The sequence below is a fragment of the Burkholderia sp. Bp9012 genome, from assembly GCF_003853825.1.
Taxonomy (GTDB): Bacteria; Pseudomonadota; Gammaproteobacteria; order Burkholderiales; family Burkholderiaceae; genus Burkholderia; species Burkholderia diffusa.
The window spans coordinates 108,169-125,042 of sequence record NZ_QTQA01000009.1 but is presented as its reverse complement, the minus strand read 5'-3'; the positions used below and the strand labels follow the sequence as shown (position 1 = coordinate 125,042).

Genomic DNA, 16,874 nt, shown 5'->3' with positions numbered 1-16,874 from the left:
CGGCGGGCGGGCCCGCCCGGCGGCGCGGCGGGCAGTTCGGCGAACCGGCCCGGGCGCCAGCCGGCGGCCTGCTTGCGCGGCGCCCGGGCGCCGCATGCGTGCCGATCGCCCACGGCGGCGGCGACCTGACCGGTTCGGCCGGGATCGCCGCGCGCCAATGGTAAAATGCCGGATTCTCCTCCCCTCGTTCGCACCGGCCCCAAAGGCCACGCCCGATCATGTCCGACACTCGTCCCGATACGCTTTTCGCCCTCACCGCGCTCTCGCCCATCGACGGCCGCTACGCCAGCAAGACCGAAGCGCTGCGCGACTGGCTCTCCGAAGCCGCCTTCATGCGCCACCGCGTCACCGTCGAGGTGCACTGGCTGATCGCGCTGTCGCGCGCCGGCTTCGCGGAAGTCCCGCGCTTCTCGGACGCGTCCGAACAATTCCTGCTGCAACTCGCCGAGCGCTTCACCGCGCACGACGCCGCCCGCATCAAGGACATCGAGCGCGTGACGAACCACGACGTGAAGGCCGTCGAATACTGGCTGAAGGAATCGGTGAAGGGCCAGGCCGAACTCGAGAAGGCCAGCGAATTCATCCACTTCGCGTGTACGTCCGAAGACATCAACAACACGTCGCACGGGATGATGCTCGCCGGCGCGCGCGAGCACGTGATCGTGCCGGCGCTGCGCACGGTCCACCAGCGCCTCGTCGCGCTGTCGCACGCGCTTGCCGAGCAGCCGATGCTGTCGCGCACGCACGGCCAGCCGGCGAGCCCGACGACGCTCGGCAAGGAACTCGCGAACGTCGCGGCCCGCCTCGCGCGCGCGATCACGCGCATCGAGAAGGTCGAGATCCTCGGCAAGATGAACGGCGCGGTCGGCAACTTCAACGCGCACCTGTCCGCGTATCCGGAATTCGACTGGGAAGCGTTCTCGCGCGACGTGATCGAGAACCGCCTGAAGCTCACCTTCAACCCGTACACGATCCAGATCGAGCCGCACGACTACATGGCGGAGCTGTTCGATGCGGTCGCGCGCGCGAACACGATCCTGCTCGACCTCGACCGCGACGTGTGGGGCTACATCTCGGTCGGCTACTTCAAGCAGAAGACGAAGGCCGGCGAAATCGGCTCGTCGACGATGCCGCACAAGGTCAATCCGATCGACTTCGAGAACTCGGAAGGCAACCTCGGCCTCGCGAACGCGACGCTGCGCCACCTCGCCGACAAGCTGCCGGTGTCGCGCTGGCAGCGCGACCTGACCGACTCGACGGTGCTGCGCAACATGGGCGTCGCACTCGGCTACTCGCTGCTCGCGTACGACTCGCTGATCCGCGGCCTCGACAAGCTCGAAGTGAACCCGCAGCGCCTGAACGAAGACCTCGACAACTGCTGGGAAGTGCTCGCAGAGCCGGTGCAGACGGTGATGCGCCGCTACGGCATCGAGAACCCGTACGAGCAGCTGAAGGAACTGACGCGCGGCAAGGGCATCACGCGCGAAGCGCTGCAGGAATTCGTCGGCACGCTGGCGATCCCGCAAGATGCGAAGGACCGCCTGCTCGCGATGACGCCTGCGTCGTACATCGGCAAGGCCGTCGAACTCGCGAAGCGGATCGCGTAAGCACCGCCGTCTCCGCACGTAAAAAAAGCCCGATGCGAGCAATCGCATCGGGCTTTTTCATTGCCTGCCGCGGCTGATCAGAACGAGATCATCCGCCCCGGGTTGAGTGCGCTCATCACGCTCATCGCGGCCTTCGCAGCGGGAATCGCGATCGGCGACAACTGGCGGCCGAGCGGAATCGCGCGGTGATCGATGCCGGTCAGCATCGAGAAATCGTCGTTGCGACCGACGAAATCGTCGCAGATCGCCTTGCCGATCCGCACCGTCTGCGCGACGCCATGACCGCTCCAGCCCTGCACCATGTACATCGGCACGCGGCCGTCGGTCTTGCGGCTGTCGGTCGCGCCGTTCAGCGTGAAGTCGCTGACGCCGCTCCAGCAGTAGTCCAGTGCGAACTGGCCATCGGCCTGCGGGAACACCGTGTTCAGCCGCGTCAGCAGATACGCGTTGACGTCGGGCTGTGCCCAGCACGTGCCGGTGCCCTGCCCGCCGAACAGCAGGCGGTTGCCGCGCACCGGCCGGTAGTAGTCGATCTGGAACTGCGTGTCGTACACCGGCATGCCGGCCGGCATCAGTGTCGCGACGTCGACGTCGAGCGGCGCCGTCACGCTGACGTACGTGAAGAACGGCACGGTGGTGGCGGTGCCGTCGTCCAGCAGACGGAACGTCGTGTTGTGCAGCGCGAGCACGACGCCACGGCGCGCGGTGATCGTGCCGCCCGGCGTCGTCGCGACGACGCCCGCCGGCGTTTCGTCGAGCTCCAGCACCTCGGTGCCCTCGTACAACGCACCGCCGTTCAGCCGGAAGCCGTGCACGAGACCGCGCACCAGCGCGAGCGGATGAAGCTGGCCACCGGTCGCATCGATCGCCGCGCCGTGATACAGCCCCGAGCGCACGTATTCGTCGTGCAGCTGATGGCGGCCGACGAGCGTCACGCCGGCGTCACCGAGATGGCGGCGTGCGTCAGCGCCGTCGAGCAGCGCGCTCATGTGGCCCGGGTGGACCGCCGCCGTGATGTGGCCGCGCTTGCGGTCGAGCTCGAGTGCGTAACGCGCGCCGATCGCGTCGATCAGGTCCATCGATTCGGCCGACGCGAAGCGCCACAGCCGCTTCGCGTCGTCGTGCGACAGATGGTCGATCATGTCGGCTGCTTCCCAGCGCGCGAGGCCCGGCGTGAGCTGGCCGCCGTTGCGGCCCGACGCCGCGGAGCCGACGTGATGCTTGTCGACGAGAATCGTGTCGACGCCCGCTTCCGCGAGATGCAGCGCGGCCGATGCACCGAGCAGCCCCGCGCCGATCACCAGCACGTCGCACACCATGTCGTGCGCGAGCGGCGCGCTGTTTTCATGGCGCGACAACGACGCCTCGTACCAGTTGGCCGGGCGCTCGCCGTCGTAACGGGACGGCGCGCACCAGTTCCAGTTGTCCTTTTCGATGTTCAGTTGCGTCTGGTCGAAACGCGATTCGCCCTGGATCAGGGGCTTGTGGTTGGAAGTCATGATTGCACTTGCATGGTCTTGGGCCGCCTGTCGAAGTGCCGTTCAGGCTTCGCGGGTGGGGCAGCCGGTTCCACTTGGGTGTCAACGAGATGAAGGCGCGATGGCCCGTGTTGACGGCAGGCACGCTCGTGCCTGCCAGGATCCCGGACCGTGCGAAAGCACGCATTGAAAGGTGCCGGGACACCCAATTTCTACACCGCAGAAATAATTCTACAGCGTAGAATATGCTTTCGTCAAGATTACAGCCGCAGCCATCCCGCTTCCATGAAAGACAAACCCGCCCAAGGCCCGCGCGGCCTCGACAAGGATGCGATCGTCGCGGCCGCGCTCGCGCTGCTCGAAGAGGTCGGCGAAGCCGCGTTCAGCGTGCGCAAGCTCGCGCAGTCAGTCGGCTGCGACCCGATGAGCGTGCTCTATCACTTCAAGTCGAAAGAGGGCCTGAGCCGTGCGATCGCGAACGCGCTGTCGCGCTCGCTCGCGCCGGTCGACCCTTCACTGCCGTGGCGCGAGCGGCTGCTCGATCTCGCCCGCCAGTACCGCGCGCTCGCGCTGCGCCACCCCGCCGCGTTCGCGCTGCTGCAGCGTCACATGAGCACCGGGCCGGCCGATCTCGCGCACATCGAGACCGTGCATCGCGCGCTGGCCGATGCCGGCATCCCGCGCAGCGCACTGCCGACCGTGTGCGTCGGCTGGTATGCGAGCGTGATCGGCCTCGCCGCCGCCGAGGCCGGCGGCCTCACGCGGCCCGCGAACGACGTCGAGCTCGCGGAAATGCATGCGCTGTCCGATACCGCGCATCCGCTCGTCAAATCGGCCGCCCCGCTCTATGCGCAACTCGATCCGGCCGCCGTGCACGACACGATGCTGGACGTGCTGCTCGACGGCATCGCGCAGCACGTCCGTGCGACCTGAGCGGCTCACGCACCGCCAACGAAAAAAGGCGCCCCGAGGGGCGCCTTTTTTCACTGCTGCATGACGATTGCCGCGAACCGCGCTCAATGTTGCCGCGCGATACCGATCTTCTGCATGACCTGATCGACGATCTGTTCGGGCGTCAGCTCGATGCTGACCACGATCGCTTCGTCCGGTCCCGGTTCCTCGAGCGTGTCGAGCTGGCTCTTCAGCAGCGACGGATCGAAGAAATGGCCGGTGCGGGTCTTCAGGCGCTCGTGCAACACCTCGAACGAACCCTTCAGATACACGAACCGCACGTCGGTATCGGAGCCGCGCAGCACGTCGCGGTACGACCGCTTCAGCGACGAGCAGGTGAACACGGCGGTCTCGCCGGCGCGCTGCTTCTCCTCGATGGCCTCGCGGATCGTGCGCAGCCACGGCCAGCGGTCGTCGTCGGTCAGCGGAATGCCGTTGTGCATCTTTTCCTTGTTCGCCGCGCTGTGAAACGCGTCGCCGTCGGTATAGCTGCACGACAGGCGTTCTGCCAGCATTTCGCCGATTCGCGATTTGCCCGCGCCCGACACGCCCATTGCGATCAGAATCATTGACTACCCCTTGTTACAAAACCACGCTCAGCAGCAGCGTAAAGCTCAGACCCAGCACCGAGATGATGGTTTCAAGCAGCGACCAGGTCTTGAACGTCTGGCCGACCGTCATCCCGAAATATTCCTTGATCAGCCAGAAGCCGCCGTCGTTCACATGCGAGAAGATCAGCGAGCCCGAGCCCGTCGCGAGCACGAGCAGCTCCGGACGAACCGCCGCGCCCGACGCCGCCGCGATCGGCGCGACGATGCCGCAGGCCGTCGTCATCGCGACCGTCGCCGAACCCGTTGCCAGACGCATCAGCGCCGCGACGAACCAGCCGAGCAGCAGCGGCGACAGGTGCGCGTGCTTCGCGGTCTCGACGATCTGCTGCGAGATCCCGCTGTCGCGCAGGACGCCGCCGAAGCCGCCGCCCGCACCGACGATCAGCGTGATGCCGGCGATCGGCGCCAGGCACTCGCCGCAGAACTTCTGGATCTGGTCGCGGTTGAAGCCCTGCAGCTTGCCGAACGTGAAGAAGCTCACCAGCACGGCGATCAGCAGCGCGACGTCGGAGTTGCCGGCAAAGCGCAGCAGGTTGTTCGGCAGCGACTTCGGTGCGAACACCAGGTCGGCCCAGCTGCCGACGAGCATCAGCACGACGGGCAGCAGGATCGTGAACAGCGTGATGCCGAAACTCGGCAGCTCGCGCTTGCGACCGTCCGTGTGCGTATCGACGAACTGCGCTGCGAGCGGGTTGTTTTCCGGCAGCTTCACGAACTTCGAGATCATCAGCGCGAACAGCGGACCGGCGATGATCGCGGTCGGCACGCCGACGATCAGGCCGAACGCGATCGTCTTGCCGATATCGGCGCCGTATTGCTGAACGGCCAGCAGCGCGGCCGGGTGCGGCGGAATCAGCCCGTGCACGACGGACAGGCCGGCCACCATCGGCAGACCGACGACGAGCAGCGATTTGCCGGTGCGCTTCGCGACGTTGAACGCGATCGGGATCAGCAGCACGAAGCCGACTTCGAAGAACACCGGCAAGCCGACGATGATCGCGACGAACATCATCGCCCAGTGGATGTTCTTTTCACCGAACCAGTCGATCAGCGTGGTCGCGATCCGTTCGGCGCCGCCCGATTCGGCCATCATCTTGCCGAGCATCGTGCCGAGGCCGACGACGATCGCGATGTGGCCGAGCGTGCCGCCCGTGCCCGTTTCGAACGACTTGACGATCTTGTCCATCGGCATGCCGACGACGAGACCCAGGCCCAGCGAAACGATGATCAGCACCAGGAACGGGTAGATCTTGTAGCGCGCGATCATCAGGATCAGCGCGGCAATCGCGATCAGCGTGAATACGAGCAGCATGCTGCCTTGGACAGCCCCCATGTGGCACTCCTCCTTGAATTGTTCGAAACCGGGCGAGCTGTTGCGAGTATGCCCGGCTATGCAGGTCTCCGAAACACGGGGGGCACCCACCCCGTGAGGACGCTGAATTTTACTTATCTTTACGGCCCACGGATAGAACCGGTTCCATCAGCAAAAACCCTCGGTAAAACAAGCATTAAGCGCTTGTTTGCCGAGGGTCAAGGGCGTGACGTTCGCAAGCCCCGTTACTGGCGCGAACAGGCCCTTATCATTTCGTACAAGTATTAACGGTGAAGCTGGCTCGCGGCTTGCGCAAGACGCGTGACCTCGGCCCAGTCCTGCGCGGCGAGCGCGGCCTTCGGCGTGAGCCACGACCCGCCGACGCACACGACGTTCGGCAGCTTCAGGAAATTCGGCGCGGTATCGACCGTGATGCCGCCCGTCGGGCAGAACTTCAGCGCCGGGAACGGGCCGTGGAACGCCTGCAGCATCGGCACGCCGCCGGCCTGCTGCGCGGGGAAGAACTTGACGATCTCGTAGCCGAATTCGAGCGCCTGAATGATGTCGCTCGGCGTCATCACGCCCGGCAGCAGCGGCAGGCCGGCGTCGAGCGACGCGAGATGCAGGTCCTTCGTCAGGCCCGGCGACACGCCGAACTTCGCGCCGGCCTTCTTCGCCTGCGCGCAGTGCTCGGGCTTCGTGATCGTGCCGACGCCGACGACGATGTCGTCCGCGAGCTGGCTCGCGCGCTGGATCGCCTCCAGGCCCGCCGGCGTACGCAGCGTGATCTCGAGCACCTTGACACCGCCCGCGTGCAACGCGCGCGACACGTGTTCGCCCTGCTCGACCGAGTCGAATGCGAGCACCGGAATCACCGGGCCCAGCTTCACGATTTCAGCAATCGTCTTCATCAAATTCGCTCCTTGAAATTCATGCAGAGACGCGGACGGCCGCTTCGCCGACCAGCGCCCCGAAAACCGATGCGCCCTGCTCGGCCGGCGCTGCCGCCGCGCGGAACACGCCGAACAGTTCGCGCCCGAAACCGACCTCGTTCTCGGCCTGGTGCAGCGGCTGCGCGACCGGGCGCGCCTGCCACTCGGCGTCGTCGACCTCGATGTCGAGGATGCCGGCTTCCGCGTCGATCACGAGCGTGTCGCCCGTCTTGACCTTGCCGAGCGGGCCGGCCAGCAGCGCTTCCGGCGACACGTGGATCACGGCCGGCACCTTGCCCGACGCACCGGACATGCGGCCGTCGGTCACGAGCGCGACGTGGAAGCCCTGATCCTGCAGCACGCCGAGCAGCGGCGTCAAACGGTGCAACTCGGGCATCCCGTTGGCGCGCGCGCCCTGGAAGCGCACGACCGCGACGAAATCGCGCTTCAGCTCGCCGCGATCGAAGGCCTCCTGCACGGCTTCCTGCGAATCGAATACGATCGCGGGTGCGGTCACCTTGCGGTGCTCGGGCGCGACCGCCGAAATCTTGATCACGCCGCGGCCGAGCCGGCCCTGCATCAGGCGCAGGCCGCCGTCCGGCTGGAACGGGTCGCGAATGCCGCGCAGCACCTTGGTGTCGTGGCTCTCGGCCGTGCCGTCGACCCACGTCAGCTTGCCGTCGATCAGCTTCGGCTCCTTCGTGTAATGCGACAGGCCCTTGCCTGCGACGGTCGTCACGTCTTCGTGCAGCAGCCCGCCTTCGAGCAGGTTGCGCACCAGGAACGCGACGCCGCCCGCCGCGTGGAAATGGTTCACGTCGGCCTTGCCGTTCGGGTAGATCTTCGCGAGCAGCGGCACGACCGCCGACAACTCGTCGAAATCGTTCCAGTCGATCAGGATGCCGGCCGCGCGCGCGATCGCGACGAGGTGCAGCGTGTGGTTGGTCGAGCCGCCCGTCGCGAGCAGCGCGACGATCCCGTTGACGATCGCCTTCTCGTCGATCACATGGCCGATCGGCGTGTACTGGCCGCGCTCGACCGTCAGGTCGAGCACGCGGCGCGCGGCTTCGGCGGTCAGTGCGGTACGCAGCGGCGTGTGCGGATGAACGAACGCCGAACCCGGCAGGTGCAGGCCCATCAGCTCCATCAGCATCTGGTTGCTGTTCGCGGTGCCGTAGAACGTGCAGGTGCCGTGGCCGTGATACGCGGCCGATTCCGCTTCGAGCAGCGCGTCGCGGCCGACCTGGCCGGTCGCGAATTGCTGGCGGATCTTCGCCTTGTCGTCGTTCGACAGGCCGCTCGTCATCGGGCCGGCCGGCACGAAGATGGTCGGCAGGTGGCCGAACTGGAGCGCGCCGATCAGCAGGCCCGGCACGATCTTGTCGCAGATGCCGAGGCAGAGCGCCGCGTCGAACATGTTGTGCGTGAGCGCGATCGCCGTGCCCATCGCGATCGCCTCGCGCGAGAACAGCGACAGCTCCATCCCCGGATTGCCTTGCGTAACGCCGTCGCACATCGCGGGCACGCCGCCCGCGAACTGCGCGACGCCGCCGTTCTCGCGTGCGGCGACCTTGATGATGTCAGGGAAGTCCTTGTACGGCGCGTGCGCGGACAGCATCTCGTTGTACGAGGACACGATGCCGATGTTCGGCTCGCGGATCGCCTTGATCTGGAACTTGTCGCTGCCTTCGAGACCCGCGAAGCCGTGCGCGAGGTTCGCGCACGACAATGCGCCACGCGCCGGGAACTTGCCTTGCGCGCCGTCGATGCGCTGCAGATAGGCGGAACGGGTCGATTGGCTGCGGGCGATCACGCGTTCGGTGACTTTCGCCAGGGTGGGGTGCAGCGACGTCATGCTGGGCGCTCCTGTATGCCGGACGACACCGGCGGTTGGAATCGTGGGGACGGTCGAGTGCGTCGAACGAACGAAGCCAGTCTAGTAGAAAAACTACAAGCATGCAATGCAGATCGACATGCGCGCAACCCTCATTCCCGCCACCAGCAAGGCTTTACCTAGTGAAAACCCTAATCATGAGCATTTGTCGCCCAGGAAATCGCTGACAATGGAGCTAGCATTTTCATGTAGATTTTCTACAATTCGATTGCGATACACTCGCTCATCCGAACCCGATTTTCATTCGCCGTCCCATGCTGCCTCGCATTGAAGCGATCCGCGCCGACCTGCGCCCGTCCGAGCGCAAGCTCGCCGACTACATTCTCGCCGCGCCGCGCGAGGTGCTCGACCTCGCAATGACCGAGCTGTCGACCCGCGCGGGCGTCAGCCAGCCGACCATCGCGCGCTTCTGCCAGGCGCTCGGCTGCAGCGGCTTTCGCGAATTCAAGATCCGGCTCGCGCAGAGCGTCGCGCCGGGCGTGTCGTCGGTCTATCGTGACGTCGAGCCCGACGAGCCCGCGCCCGGCATCATCGGCAAGGTGTTCGACCGCACGATCGGCGCGCTGATCGAAGTGCGCAACAGCCTGTCGGCCGGCAGCGTCGCCGACGCGATCGCCCTGCTGTCGAACGCGTCGCGCATCGAGTTCTACGGCGCCGGCGGCTCGGGCATCGCCGCGCAGGACATCCAGCACAAGTTCTTTCGGCTCGGCGTGCCGAGCGTCGCGTATTCGGACCCGCACACGTTCTCGATGTCGTCGGCGCTGCTCGGGCCGCACGACGTCGTCGTCGCGATCTCGAATACCGGCCGCACGCGCGATATCGTCGATGCCGCGCGCTCAGCGCTCGCGTGCGGCGCGAAGGTCGTCGCGATCACGCAGAGCCACTCGCCGCTCGCGAAGCTCGCGACAGTGAGCCTCGCGTCGAACGTGGCCGAGGAAACCGACGTGTTCTCGCCGATGACGTCGCGGATGTCGCATCTCGCGATCGGCGACATCCTCGCGGTCGGCGTTGCGCTGTCGCGCGGGCCCGCGCTCATGGAGCGCGTCGGCCGCGCGAAGGAAGCGATCACGCGCCGCCGGATCGACGACCCGACGAAGGAATGACGCATACGACGCGCAAATGAAAACGGCGCCCCGAGGGGCGCCGTTGCGCGTCGATCGACTGCCGGCATGCGGCCGCCGGAAAGTTCAGAACGGCTTGATCACGACCAGCGCGACCGCCACGAGCATGCCGAGCACCGGCAGCTCGTTGAACACGCGATACCACTTGTCGGTGCGCTTGTTCTCTCCGCGCTCGAACACCCGCAGCAGGTGTCCGCAATACGCGTGGTAGATGACGAGCAGCAGCACCACCGTCACCTTCGCGTGGATCCAGCCCTGCCCCTGGCCGATGCCGATCACGAGCCAGAGCCACAGCCCGCACGCGAGCGCCGGCACGGCGATCATCGTCATGAAGCGGAACAGCTTGCGCGCCATCAGCAGCAGGCGCCGCACCGCGGCCGGATCGGTCTCCATGGCCAGGTTCACATAGATGCGCGGCAGGTAGAACAACCCCGCGAACCACGCGGCGATCAGAACGATGTGGAACGTCTTGACCCAGAGCATTGCCATCGGTTGTGCGCCTCGCGTTACTGACGGCCTTCGCCGTGCCCGAGCACGACGTACTTCAGCGACGTGAGCCCTTCCAGACCCACGGGACCGCGTGCGTGCAGCTTGTCGTTCGAGATGCCGATTTCCGCGCCGAGGCCGAATTCGAAGCCGTCCGCGAAGCGCGTCGACGCATTGACCATCACGCTGGCCGAGTCGACTTCGCGCAGGAAGCGCATCGCGCGGTCGTGATCCTCGGTGACGATCGCATCGGTGTGGTGCGAGCCGTAATGGTTGATGTGCTCGATCGCCGCGTCGAGGCCGTCGACGACCTTGATCGCGAGCACCGGCGCGAGATATTCGGTGTGCCAGTCTTCGTCGGTGGCGTCGACGAGCGGCCCGATGCCCGCCTCGGCGAGCACCGCGCGCGCGGCCGGATCGACGCGCAGCTCGACCTGCTTGTCGCGATACAGCTTGCCGAGCGGCGGCAACAGCGTCGCCGCGATGCCGCTCGAAACGAGCAACGTTTCCATCGTGTTGCAGGTGCCGTAGCGGTGCGTCTTCGCGTTGTCGCACACCGTCAGCGCCTTGGCGAGATCGGCACGATCGTCGACGTACACGTGGCAGATACCATCGAGGTGCTTGATCATCGGCACACGTGCCTCGTTGATCAGGCGCTCGATCAGGCTCTTGCCGCCGCGCGGCACGATCACGTCGACGTATTCGGTCATCGTGATCAGCTTGCCGACCGCCGCGCGATCGGCTGTCGCGACGACCTGCACGGCATCCTGCGGCAGGCCGGCCGCCTCGAGCCCTTCGCCGATCAGCTTCGCGAGCGCCGCGTTCGATTCGAGCGCCTCGGAGCCGCCGCGCAGGATCGTCGCGTTACCCGACTTCAGGCACAGCGCGGCCGCGTCAATCGTCACGTTCGGGCGCGACTCGTAGATGATGCCGATCACGCCGAGCGGCACGCGCATCTGGCCGACCTGGATCCCGCTCGGGCGGTACTTGAGATTGCCGATCTCGCCGATCGGATCGGCCAGCGACGCAACCTGGCGCAGGCCTTCGACCATCGTCTTCAGCGCCTTGTCCGACAGCGTCAGGCGGTCGATGAACGCGGCATCGAGCCCCTTTTCACGGGCACGGGCGACGTCGCGTGCATTCGCATCCTTCAGCGCCTGCGCGTCGCGCTCGATCGCGCGGGCCACGGCGTCGAGCGCCGCGTTCTTCGCGGCCGTGCTGGCGCGCGCCATCGCGCGGGAAGCGTGCCGGGCACGGCGGCCCAGGTCCGTCATGTACTGGTCGATATCCATCGTGTGACTCGAAAAGCGAGCCGCTTGGCGCGGCGTGAATTCGTGGGAAGCGTGGAGCGCGGCGGCAAGCGGGCCGCGCCAGCTATCGGAACATTGTAAGCGGGTTGCGATGCGTGCGCTGAAGGCCCGGACGGGGCTTAACGACGCACGCGACCCGCGGTCGGCGGTCGCTCGCCGCGCGCGCCCGCTACCGTCATCGCGAGCTGGAACAGGCCGTCCCACGGATCGGGCGGTGGATCGTCCTGCGTGCGGCGGCCCGGTGCGACGGCCGACAGCCCCTTCACCTGCCGGTCGAGCTTCGCGGCGAACGCGAGCGCCTTCTCGAGAACCGCTTCCGACACGCGGTTCAGCGCGGGGCCGATCAGCCGTTCGCGCGGCCCCCATACGCGGTTCTCGCGCAGCAGCGTGGCGAGCGGCTTGCCGGCCGTCGCCCCGCGCTTGATCCGCAACAGCGTGCGCAATTCCTCGACGACGGCCCACATCACGAGCACGATCGCCTCGCCCTCGCCCTTCAACCCGTCGATCATCCGCGCGAGCCGTGCTGCGTCGCCCGCGAGCATCGCCTCATTCAGCTTGAAGACGTCGTAGCGCGCGACGTTCAACACCGCGTCGTGCACCTGCTCGAACGACAGCACGCCCTGCGGATAGAGCAGCCCAAGCTTCTGGATTTCCTGGTGCGCGGCGAGCAGGTTGCCCTCGACGCGCTCCGCGATGAACTGCAGCGCGCGCCGGCCATCGTCGCCGGCCGCGACGCGCTGGCCCTGCATCGACAGACGCTGGCCGATCCAGTTCGGCAGTTGCGCGCGGTCGACCGGATCGATCTTCAGCGCGACGCCGCCGTTCTGCAGCGCGGTAAACCACGCGGATTTCTGCGTGGCCGCATCGAGACGCGGCAACGTGACGAGCATCAGCGCGTCGGGATTGGGCGTGGCCGCGAGCGTCTTCAGCGCGTCGGCGCCTTCCTTGCCGGGCTTGCCCGACGGAATGCGCAACTCGATCAGCTGACGCTCGCCGAACAGCGACATCGCCTGGGTCGCGCCGAGCAGCACGCTCCAGTCGAAGCCGCGCTCGACCGTGTGCACCGAACGTTCGGTGAAGCCGGCCGCGCGCGCAGCCGCACGAATGCGGTCGCACGCTTCCTGCGCGAGCAGCGGCTCGTCGCCGTAGACGGTGTAGAGTCCGGCCAACCCCTTCGCGAGGTGCGGCTCCAGCGCATCAAGTCGCAATTGCATCGGTGCGTGCGCCGTCGATCAGAGCGGCGGTGGCGGCAGGGGCGCGCCCGGCGCGACGCCCGGCACCACGTCCTCCGGCGCCGGCGTCAGCGAGTGGACGATCGCGAGACGCCGCATCAGCTGGTCGACCGCGTCGTTCTGCATGTCCGCGTACAGGATGTCGGCTTCCTGCGCCTTCGCGTTCGTGTACTGGTCGCTGTACGTCATCGCGCGGTTCAGCGCGATCGCGCTCGGCGGGATCAGCACGGTGCCGTCCTTGCTCGTCAGCGTGTAGTTCAGCGTATAGAACAGCGCGTATTCCTGCGCCGACCCATACTTGTTGAGCGTCAGCGTGTTCTGCCCGCGCGACTCCCACATGCGCAGCACGGCGTCGGCGTCGTCCGCCGACTTGACGATCTTCGTGTCGCTGCCGGCCTCGACGAGACGCGTCAGCCGCGCCTCGACGGGCGCGGGCGCGCCGGCCACCAGCAGGTGCTTGAACGCATAGTCCTGCTGGCCGCGCAGCTGGAAGCCGCATGCCGACAGCGCGACCGCGCTGCCGACGAGCATCAAAAACGATCTGCGGATCACCTTCGCTCCTTCTGGGTACGTCAGACGGCCGGCGGCCGTCAGACGACGATGTTCACGAGGCGGCCCGGCACGACGACGATCTTCTTCGCCGGCTTGCCGTCGCTGAACTTCGCGAACGCGTCGTCAGCCACCGCCGCTGCTTCGATCGCCTCGCGGCTCGCGTCCTTCGCGACCTTCAGCGCGCCGCGCACCTTGCCGTTCACCTGTAGCACGAGTTCGATCTCGGCCTGCTCGAGCGCGGCCTCGTCGACCTTCGGCCACGGTGCATCGAGCAGCGGGCCGAATTCGTCCGCGTAGCCGAGCGCCTTCCACAGCTCGAACGTGACGTGCGGCACGACCGGATACAGCACGCGCAGCAGCACGCCGTACGTTTCGCGCAGCACGCCGGGCGTCGCGCCCTTCGCGCCGTCGATCGCGTTCAGCATCTTCATCGCGGCCGACACGACCGTGTTGTATTGCAGACGCTGGTAGTCGAAATCAGCCTGCTTCAGCACGCTGTAGATCTCGCGGCGCAGTGCCTTGTCGGCGTCGCCGAGCGCGGCCGCGTCGAAGCCCGCACGCGCGGCGAGCGCTTCACGATTCGTCGCGCCGAAGCTCCACACTCGGCGCAGGAAGCGGCTCGCGCCCTCGACGCCCGCGCCCGACCACTCGAGCTGCTGCTCTGGCGGTGCGGCGAACATCGTGAACAGGCGCGCGGTATCGGCACCGTACTGGTCGATCAGCACCTGCGGATCGACGCCGTTGTTCTTCGACTTCGACATCTTCTCGATGCCGCCGAGCACGACCGGCTGGCCGTCGGTGTTCAGCGTCGCGCCGACCGGGCGGCCCTTGTCGTCGTGCGTGACCGTCACGTCGGCCGGGTTGTACCAGGTCTTCTTGCCCGCCGCGTCTTCGCGGTAGAACGTCTCGTTCAGCACCATGCCCTGCGTCAGCAGGTTCTTCGCCGGCTCGCCGAACTTCACGAGGCCGAGGTCGCGCATCACCTTGGTCCAGAAGCGCGAATACAGCAGGTGCAGGATCGCATGCTCGATGCCGCCGATGTACTGATCCATCGGCATCCAGTAATCGGTGCGCGCGTCGACCATCGTCTCGGCGTCCGGCGCCGTGTAGCGCGAGAAGTACCACGACGAATCGACGAACGTGTCCATCGTGTCGGTTTCGCGCTTCGCGGCCGCGCCGCACTTCGGGCACGTGCAGTTCAGGAACGCCTCCGACTTCGCGAGCGGGTTGCCCGAGCCGTCCGGCACGAGGTCTTCCGGCAGTACGACCGGCAGGTCCTGCTCCGGCACCGGCACGTCGCCGCACGACGGGCAATGGATGATCGGGATCGGCGTGCCCCAGTAGCGCTGGCGCGACACGCCCCAGTCGCGCAGGCGCCACGTGACCTGCTTGTCGCCGAAGCCGCCGGCCTTCAGGTCGGCCGCGATCGCATCGACCGCCGCGCCATATGCCAGGCCGTCGTACTTGCCGCTGTTGACGCAGACCGCGACTTCCTTGTCGCCGTACCACTCCTGCCAAGCGTCGAGCGAGTACGTCTGGCCTTCGGCCGCGATCACCTGCTTGATCGGCAGGTCGTATTTCTTCGCGAACGCGAAGTCGCGCTCGTCGTGTGCCGGCACGCCCATCACCGCGCCTTCGCCGTAGCTCATCAGCACGTAGTTGCCGATCCACACCTCGACGGGTTCGCCCGTCAGCGGATGCGTGACCGAGAAGCCCGTCGCGACGCCCTTCTTCTCCATCGTCGCGACGTCGGCCTCGGCGACGCCGCCGCGCTTGCATTCGTCGATGAACGCCTGCAGTTCCGGCTTGCCCTGCGCAAGGCGCGTGGCGAGCGGATGCTCGGCCGCGACCGCGCAGAACGTGACGCCCATGATCGTGTCGGCACGCGTCGTGAACACGCGCAGCAGCTTCTTCTCGCCGTCGAGTTCGTACGGGAAGCCGAAGTTCACGCCGAAGCTCTTGCCGATCCAGTTCTGCTGCATGATCTTCACGCGCTCTGGCCAGCCGAGGCCGTCGAGATCGTTCAGCAGCTCATCCGCGTACTGCGTGATCCGCAGGTAGTACATCGGGATCTCGCGCTTTTCGACGAGCGCGCCCGAGCGCCAGCCGCGGCCGTCGATCACCTGCTCGTTCGCGAGCACGGTCTGGTCGACCGGGTCCCAGTTCACGGTGCCCGTCTTCTTGTACGCGATGCCCTTCTCGAGCATCTTGAGGAACAGCCACTGGTTCCATTTGTAGTAGTCGGGCTTGCACGTCGCGATCTCGCGCGACCAGTCGATCGCGAGGCCCATCGACTGCATCTGGCCCTTCATGTAGTCGATGTTGTCGTAGGTCCACTTCGCGGGCGGCACGCCGTTCGCCATCGCGGCGTTCTCGGCCGGCATCCCGAACGCATCCCAGCCCATCGGCATCAGCGTGTTGTAGCCGTTCATCCGCAGATAGCGGTACATCACGTCGTTGATCGTGTAGTTGCGCACGTGACCCATGTGCAGCTTGCCGGACGGGTACGGCAGCATCGACACGCAGTAGAACTTCGGCTTCTGCGAATCTTCCTTCGTCTTGTAGGCATCGGCTGCGCGCCAGTCGCCCTGGGCGGCGGCTTCGACGTCGGCGGGTACGTATCTCTCGTGCATGGTGTGGTTCGGACTAGGCTTTAAGCGGCGCGCCACGAGGCGGGCACGCGGAAGTGGACGAAATCGGGCAGCCCGGCGGCGGGAGCAGGCTCACGGTTCTCGGGCCTGCCTCATGGTTCCGGATATTCGCCGGGTAACCCGGAGGGTCTCCAGGTTACCCGGCGAAACCCTGCCAACCGGGCGGAAACGACGATTATACCGTCCGTGGCGGGCGGGACGGCCGGTCTCGCGGGCCGGCCATGCATTCTTGCCCGCCCCCGGCGCGCGGGCGGGCTGCGCGTCAGCGTGCCGCGCCCGTGGCCGCCGGTGCGACGGCACCCGTCGGCGGCACGTCGGTGACGAAGCCGATCCGCGTGAGGCCCGCGGCCTGCGCGGCGCCCATCACCTGCGCGATCACCTCGTAGCGGGTCGCGCGCGATGCGCGCAGCCGCAGCTCGGGCGGCGCGGCGCCCGCGGCGGCGGCCCGGAAGCGCGCCGGCAGCGCGTCGAGTGCGACGGGCGCGTCGTCCCAGTAGAGTTTGCCGGCGTCGTCGATCGACAGCGTGACCGACTGCGGCGTGTCGCGCGCGACGCTGGCCGCGACCTTCGGCAGGTCGAGCCGGATCGCGTGCGTCATCAGCGGCGCGGTGATGATGAAGATGACGAGCAGCACGAGCATCACGTCGATCAGCGGCGTCATGTTGATCTCCGCCATCGGCGCGGACGTCTTGTGGTGCTCCAGTCCGCCGAATGCCATGGTCGCTCCTCCGGAATAC

The 16,874-nt window shown here is 66.9% G+C and carries 14 protein-coding genes; 3 read left to right on the top strand and 11 right to left on the bottom strand.

Features of this window, described 5'->3' with window-relative positions:
* Positions 1 to 218: 218 nt before the first annotated feature.
* A complete protein-coding gene (gene purB / locus DIE11_RS14430; protein ID WP_124624841.1) occupies positions 219 to 1,607 on the top strand; it encodes an adenylosuccinate lyase in 1,389 nt (462 codons plus the stop codon).
* Positions 1,608 to 1,684: 77 nt separating this feature from the next.
* Here purB and DIE11_RS14425 read toward each other — a convergent pair whose 3' ends face one another.
* Positions 1,685 to 3,106: an FAD-binding oxidoreductase gene (locus tag DIE11_RS14425; protein WP_124624838.1), complete on the bottom strand. Its 1,422-nt coding sequence runs from the start codon at positions 3,104 to 3,106 to the stop codon at positions 1,685 to 1,687.
* 264 nt (positions 3,107 to 3,370) lie between these two features.
* Here DIE11_RS14425 and DIE11_RS14420 point away from each other — a divergent pair, with 264 nt between their 5' ends.
* The gene (locus DIE11_RS14420; protein WP_059608240.1) at positions 3,371 to 4,018 is read left to right on the top strand and encodes a TetR/AcrR family transcriptional regulator; all 648 of its coding nucleotides are present in this window, start codon (positions 3,371 to 3,373) and stop codon (positions 4,016 to 4,018) included.
* Between the two features lie 83 nt (positions 4,019 to 4,101).
* Here DIE11_RS14420 and DIE11_RS14415 read toward each other — a convergent pair whose 3' ends face one another.
* The 4 genes from DIE11_RS14415 to edd form a co-directional block, all read right to left on the bottom strand.
* On the bottom strand, positions 4,102 to 4,605 hold the full coding sequence (locus tag DIE11_RS14415) for a gluconokinase (RefSeq protein WP_124624835.1): 504 nt from the start codon (positions 4,603 to 4,605) through the stop codon (positions 4,102 to 4,104).
* 13 nt (positions 4,606 to 4,618) lie between these two features.
* On the bottom strand, positions 4,619 to 5,980 hold the full coding sequence (locus DIE11_RS14410; protein ID WP_059535304.1) for a GntP family permease: 1,362 nt from the start codon (positions 5,978 to 5,980) through the stop codon (positions 4,619 to 4,621).
* A gap of 263 nt (positions 5,981 to 6,243) precedes the next feature.
* A complete protein-coding gene (gene eda, locus DIE11_RS14400) occupies positions 6,244 to 6,870 on the bottom strand; it encodes a bifunctional 4-hydroxy-2-oxoglutarate aldolase/2-dehydro-3-deoxy-phosphogluconate aldolase (RefSeq protein WP_124624832.1) in 627 nt (208 codons plus the stop codon).
* Positions 6,871 to 6,889: 19 nt separating this feature from the next.
* The gene (edd, locus tag DIE11_RS14395; protein ID WP_124624829.1) at positions 6,890 to 8,746 is read right to left on the bottom strand and encodes a phosphogluconate dehydratase; all 1,857 of its coding nucleotides are present in this window, start codon (positions 8,744 to 8,746) and stop codon (positions 6,890 to 6,892) included.
* Between the two features lie 293 nt (positions 8,747 to 9,039).
* Between edd and DIE11_RS14385 the strand changes: the two genes are divergently transcribed.
* Positions 9,040 to 9,888, top strand: coding sequence for a MurR/RpiR family transcriptional regulator (locus tag DIE11_RS14385; RefSeq protein ID WP_059608236.1), 849 nt, complete (start codon positions 9,040 to 9,042; stop codon positions 9,886 to 9,888).
* A gap of 84 nt (positions 9,889 to 9,972) precedes the next feature.
* Here DIE11_RS14385 and DIE11_RS14380 read toward each other — a convergent pair whose 3' ends face one another.
* The 6 genes from DIE11_RS14380 to DIE11_RS14355 form a co-directional block, all read right to left on the bottom strand.
* Positions 9,973 to 10,395, bottom strand: coding sequence for a CopD family protein (locus tag DIE11_RS14380; protein ID WP_108064730.1), 423 nt, complete (start codon positions 10,393 to 10,395; stop codon positions 9,973 to 9,975).
* 17 nt (positions 10,396 to 10,412) lie between these two features.
* On the bottom strand, positions 10,413 to 11,684 hold the full coding sequence (locus tag DIE11_RS14375; protein ID WP_124624826.1) for a glutamate-5-semialdehyde dehydrogenase: 1,272 nt from the start codon (positions 11,682 to 11,684) through the stop codon (positions 10,413 to 10,415).
* Positions 11,685 to 11,821: 137 nt separating this feature from the next.
* Positions 11,822 to 12,916, bottom strand: coding sequence for a DNA polymerase III subunit delta (gene holA / locus DIE11_RS14370; RefSeq protein WP_059682564.1), 1,095 nt, complete (start codon positions 12,914 to 12,916; stop codon positions 11,822 to 11,824).
* An 18-nt stretch (positions 12,917 to 12,934) separates the two neighbouring features.
* Positions 12,935 to 13,486: an LPS assembly lipoprotein LptE gene (lptE, locus tag DIE11_RS14365; RefSeq protein WP_059608233.1), complete on the bottom strand. Its 552-nt coding sequence runs from the start codon at positions 13,484 to 13,486 to the stop codon at positions 12,935 to 12,937.
* Positions 13,487 to 13,524: 38 nt separating this feature from the next.
* The gene (gene leuS / locus DIE11_RS14360; protein ID WP_124624823.1) at positions 13,525 to 16,119 is read right to left on the bottom strand and encodes a leucine--tRNA ligase; all 2,595 of its coding nucleotides are present in this window, start codon (positions 16,117 to 16,119) and stop codon (positions 13,525 to 13,527) included.
* Positions 16,120 to 16,399: 280 nt separating this feature from the next.
* Entirely contained in the window at positions 16,400 to 16,855 is a 456-nt protein-coding gene (locus DIE11_RS14355; protein WP_124624822.1) for a biopolymer transporter ExbD, read from the bottom strand.
* Between the last annotated feature and the right edge of the window lie 19 nt (positions 16,856 to 16,874).

Coding starts and splice junctions, on each gene's coding strand:
- purB (WP_124624841.1), top strand. CDS start 219: ATGTCCGACACTCGTCCCGATACGCTTTTCGCCCTCACCGCGCTCTCG.
- DIE11_RS14425 (WP_124624838.1), bottom strand. CDS start 3,106: ATGACTTCCAACCACAAGCCCCTGATCCAGGGCGAATCGCGTTTCGAC.
- DIE11_RS14420 (WP_059608240.1), top strand. CDS start 3,371: ATGAAAGACAAACCCGCCCAAGGCCCGCGCGGCCTCGACAAGGATGCG.
- DIE11_RS14415 (WP_124624835.1), bottom strand. CDS start 4,605: ATGATTCTGATCGCAATGGGCGTGTCGGGCGCGGGCAAATCGCGAATC.
- DIE11_RS14410 (WP_059535304.1), bottom strand. CDS start 5,980: ATGGGGGCTGTCCAAGGCAGCATGCTGCTCGTATTCACGCTGATCGCG.
- eda (WP_124624832.1), bottom strand. CDS start 6,870: ATGAAGACGATTGCTGAAATCGTGAAGCTGGGCCCGGTGATTCCGGTG.
- edd (WP_124624829.1), bottom strand. CDS start 8,746: ATGACGTCGCTGCACCCCACCCTGGCGAAAGTCACCGAACGCGTGATC.
- DIE11_RS14385 (WP_059608236.1), top strand. CDS start 9,040: ATGCTGCCTCGCATTGAAGCGATCCGCGCCGACCTGCGCCCGTCCGAG.
- DIE11_RS14380 (WP_108064730.1), bottom strand. CDS start 10,395: ATGGCAATGCTCTGGGTCAAGACGTTCCACATCGTTCTGATCGCCGCG.
- DIE11_RS14375 (WP_124624826.1), bottom strand. CDS start 11,684: ATGGATATCGACCAGTACATGACGGACCTGGGCCGCCGTGCCCGGCAC.
- holA (WP_059682564.1), bottom strand. CDS start 12,916: ATGCAATTGCGACTTGATGCGCTGGAGCCGCACCTCGCGAAGGGGTTG.
- leuS (WP_124624823.1), bottom strand. CDS start 16,119: ATGCACGAGAGATACGTACCCGCCGACGTCGAAGCCGCCGCCCAGGGC.
- DIE11_RS14355 (WP_124624822.1), bottom strand. CDS start 16,855: ATGGCATTCGGCGGACTGGAGCACCACAAGACGTCCGCGCCGATGGCG.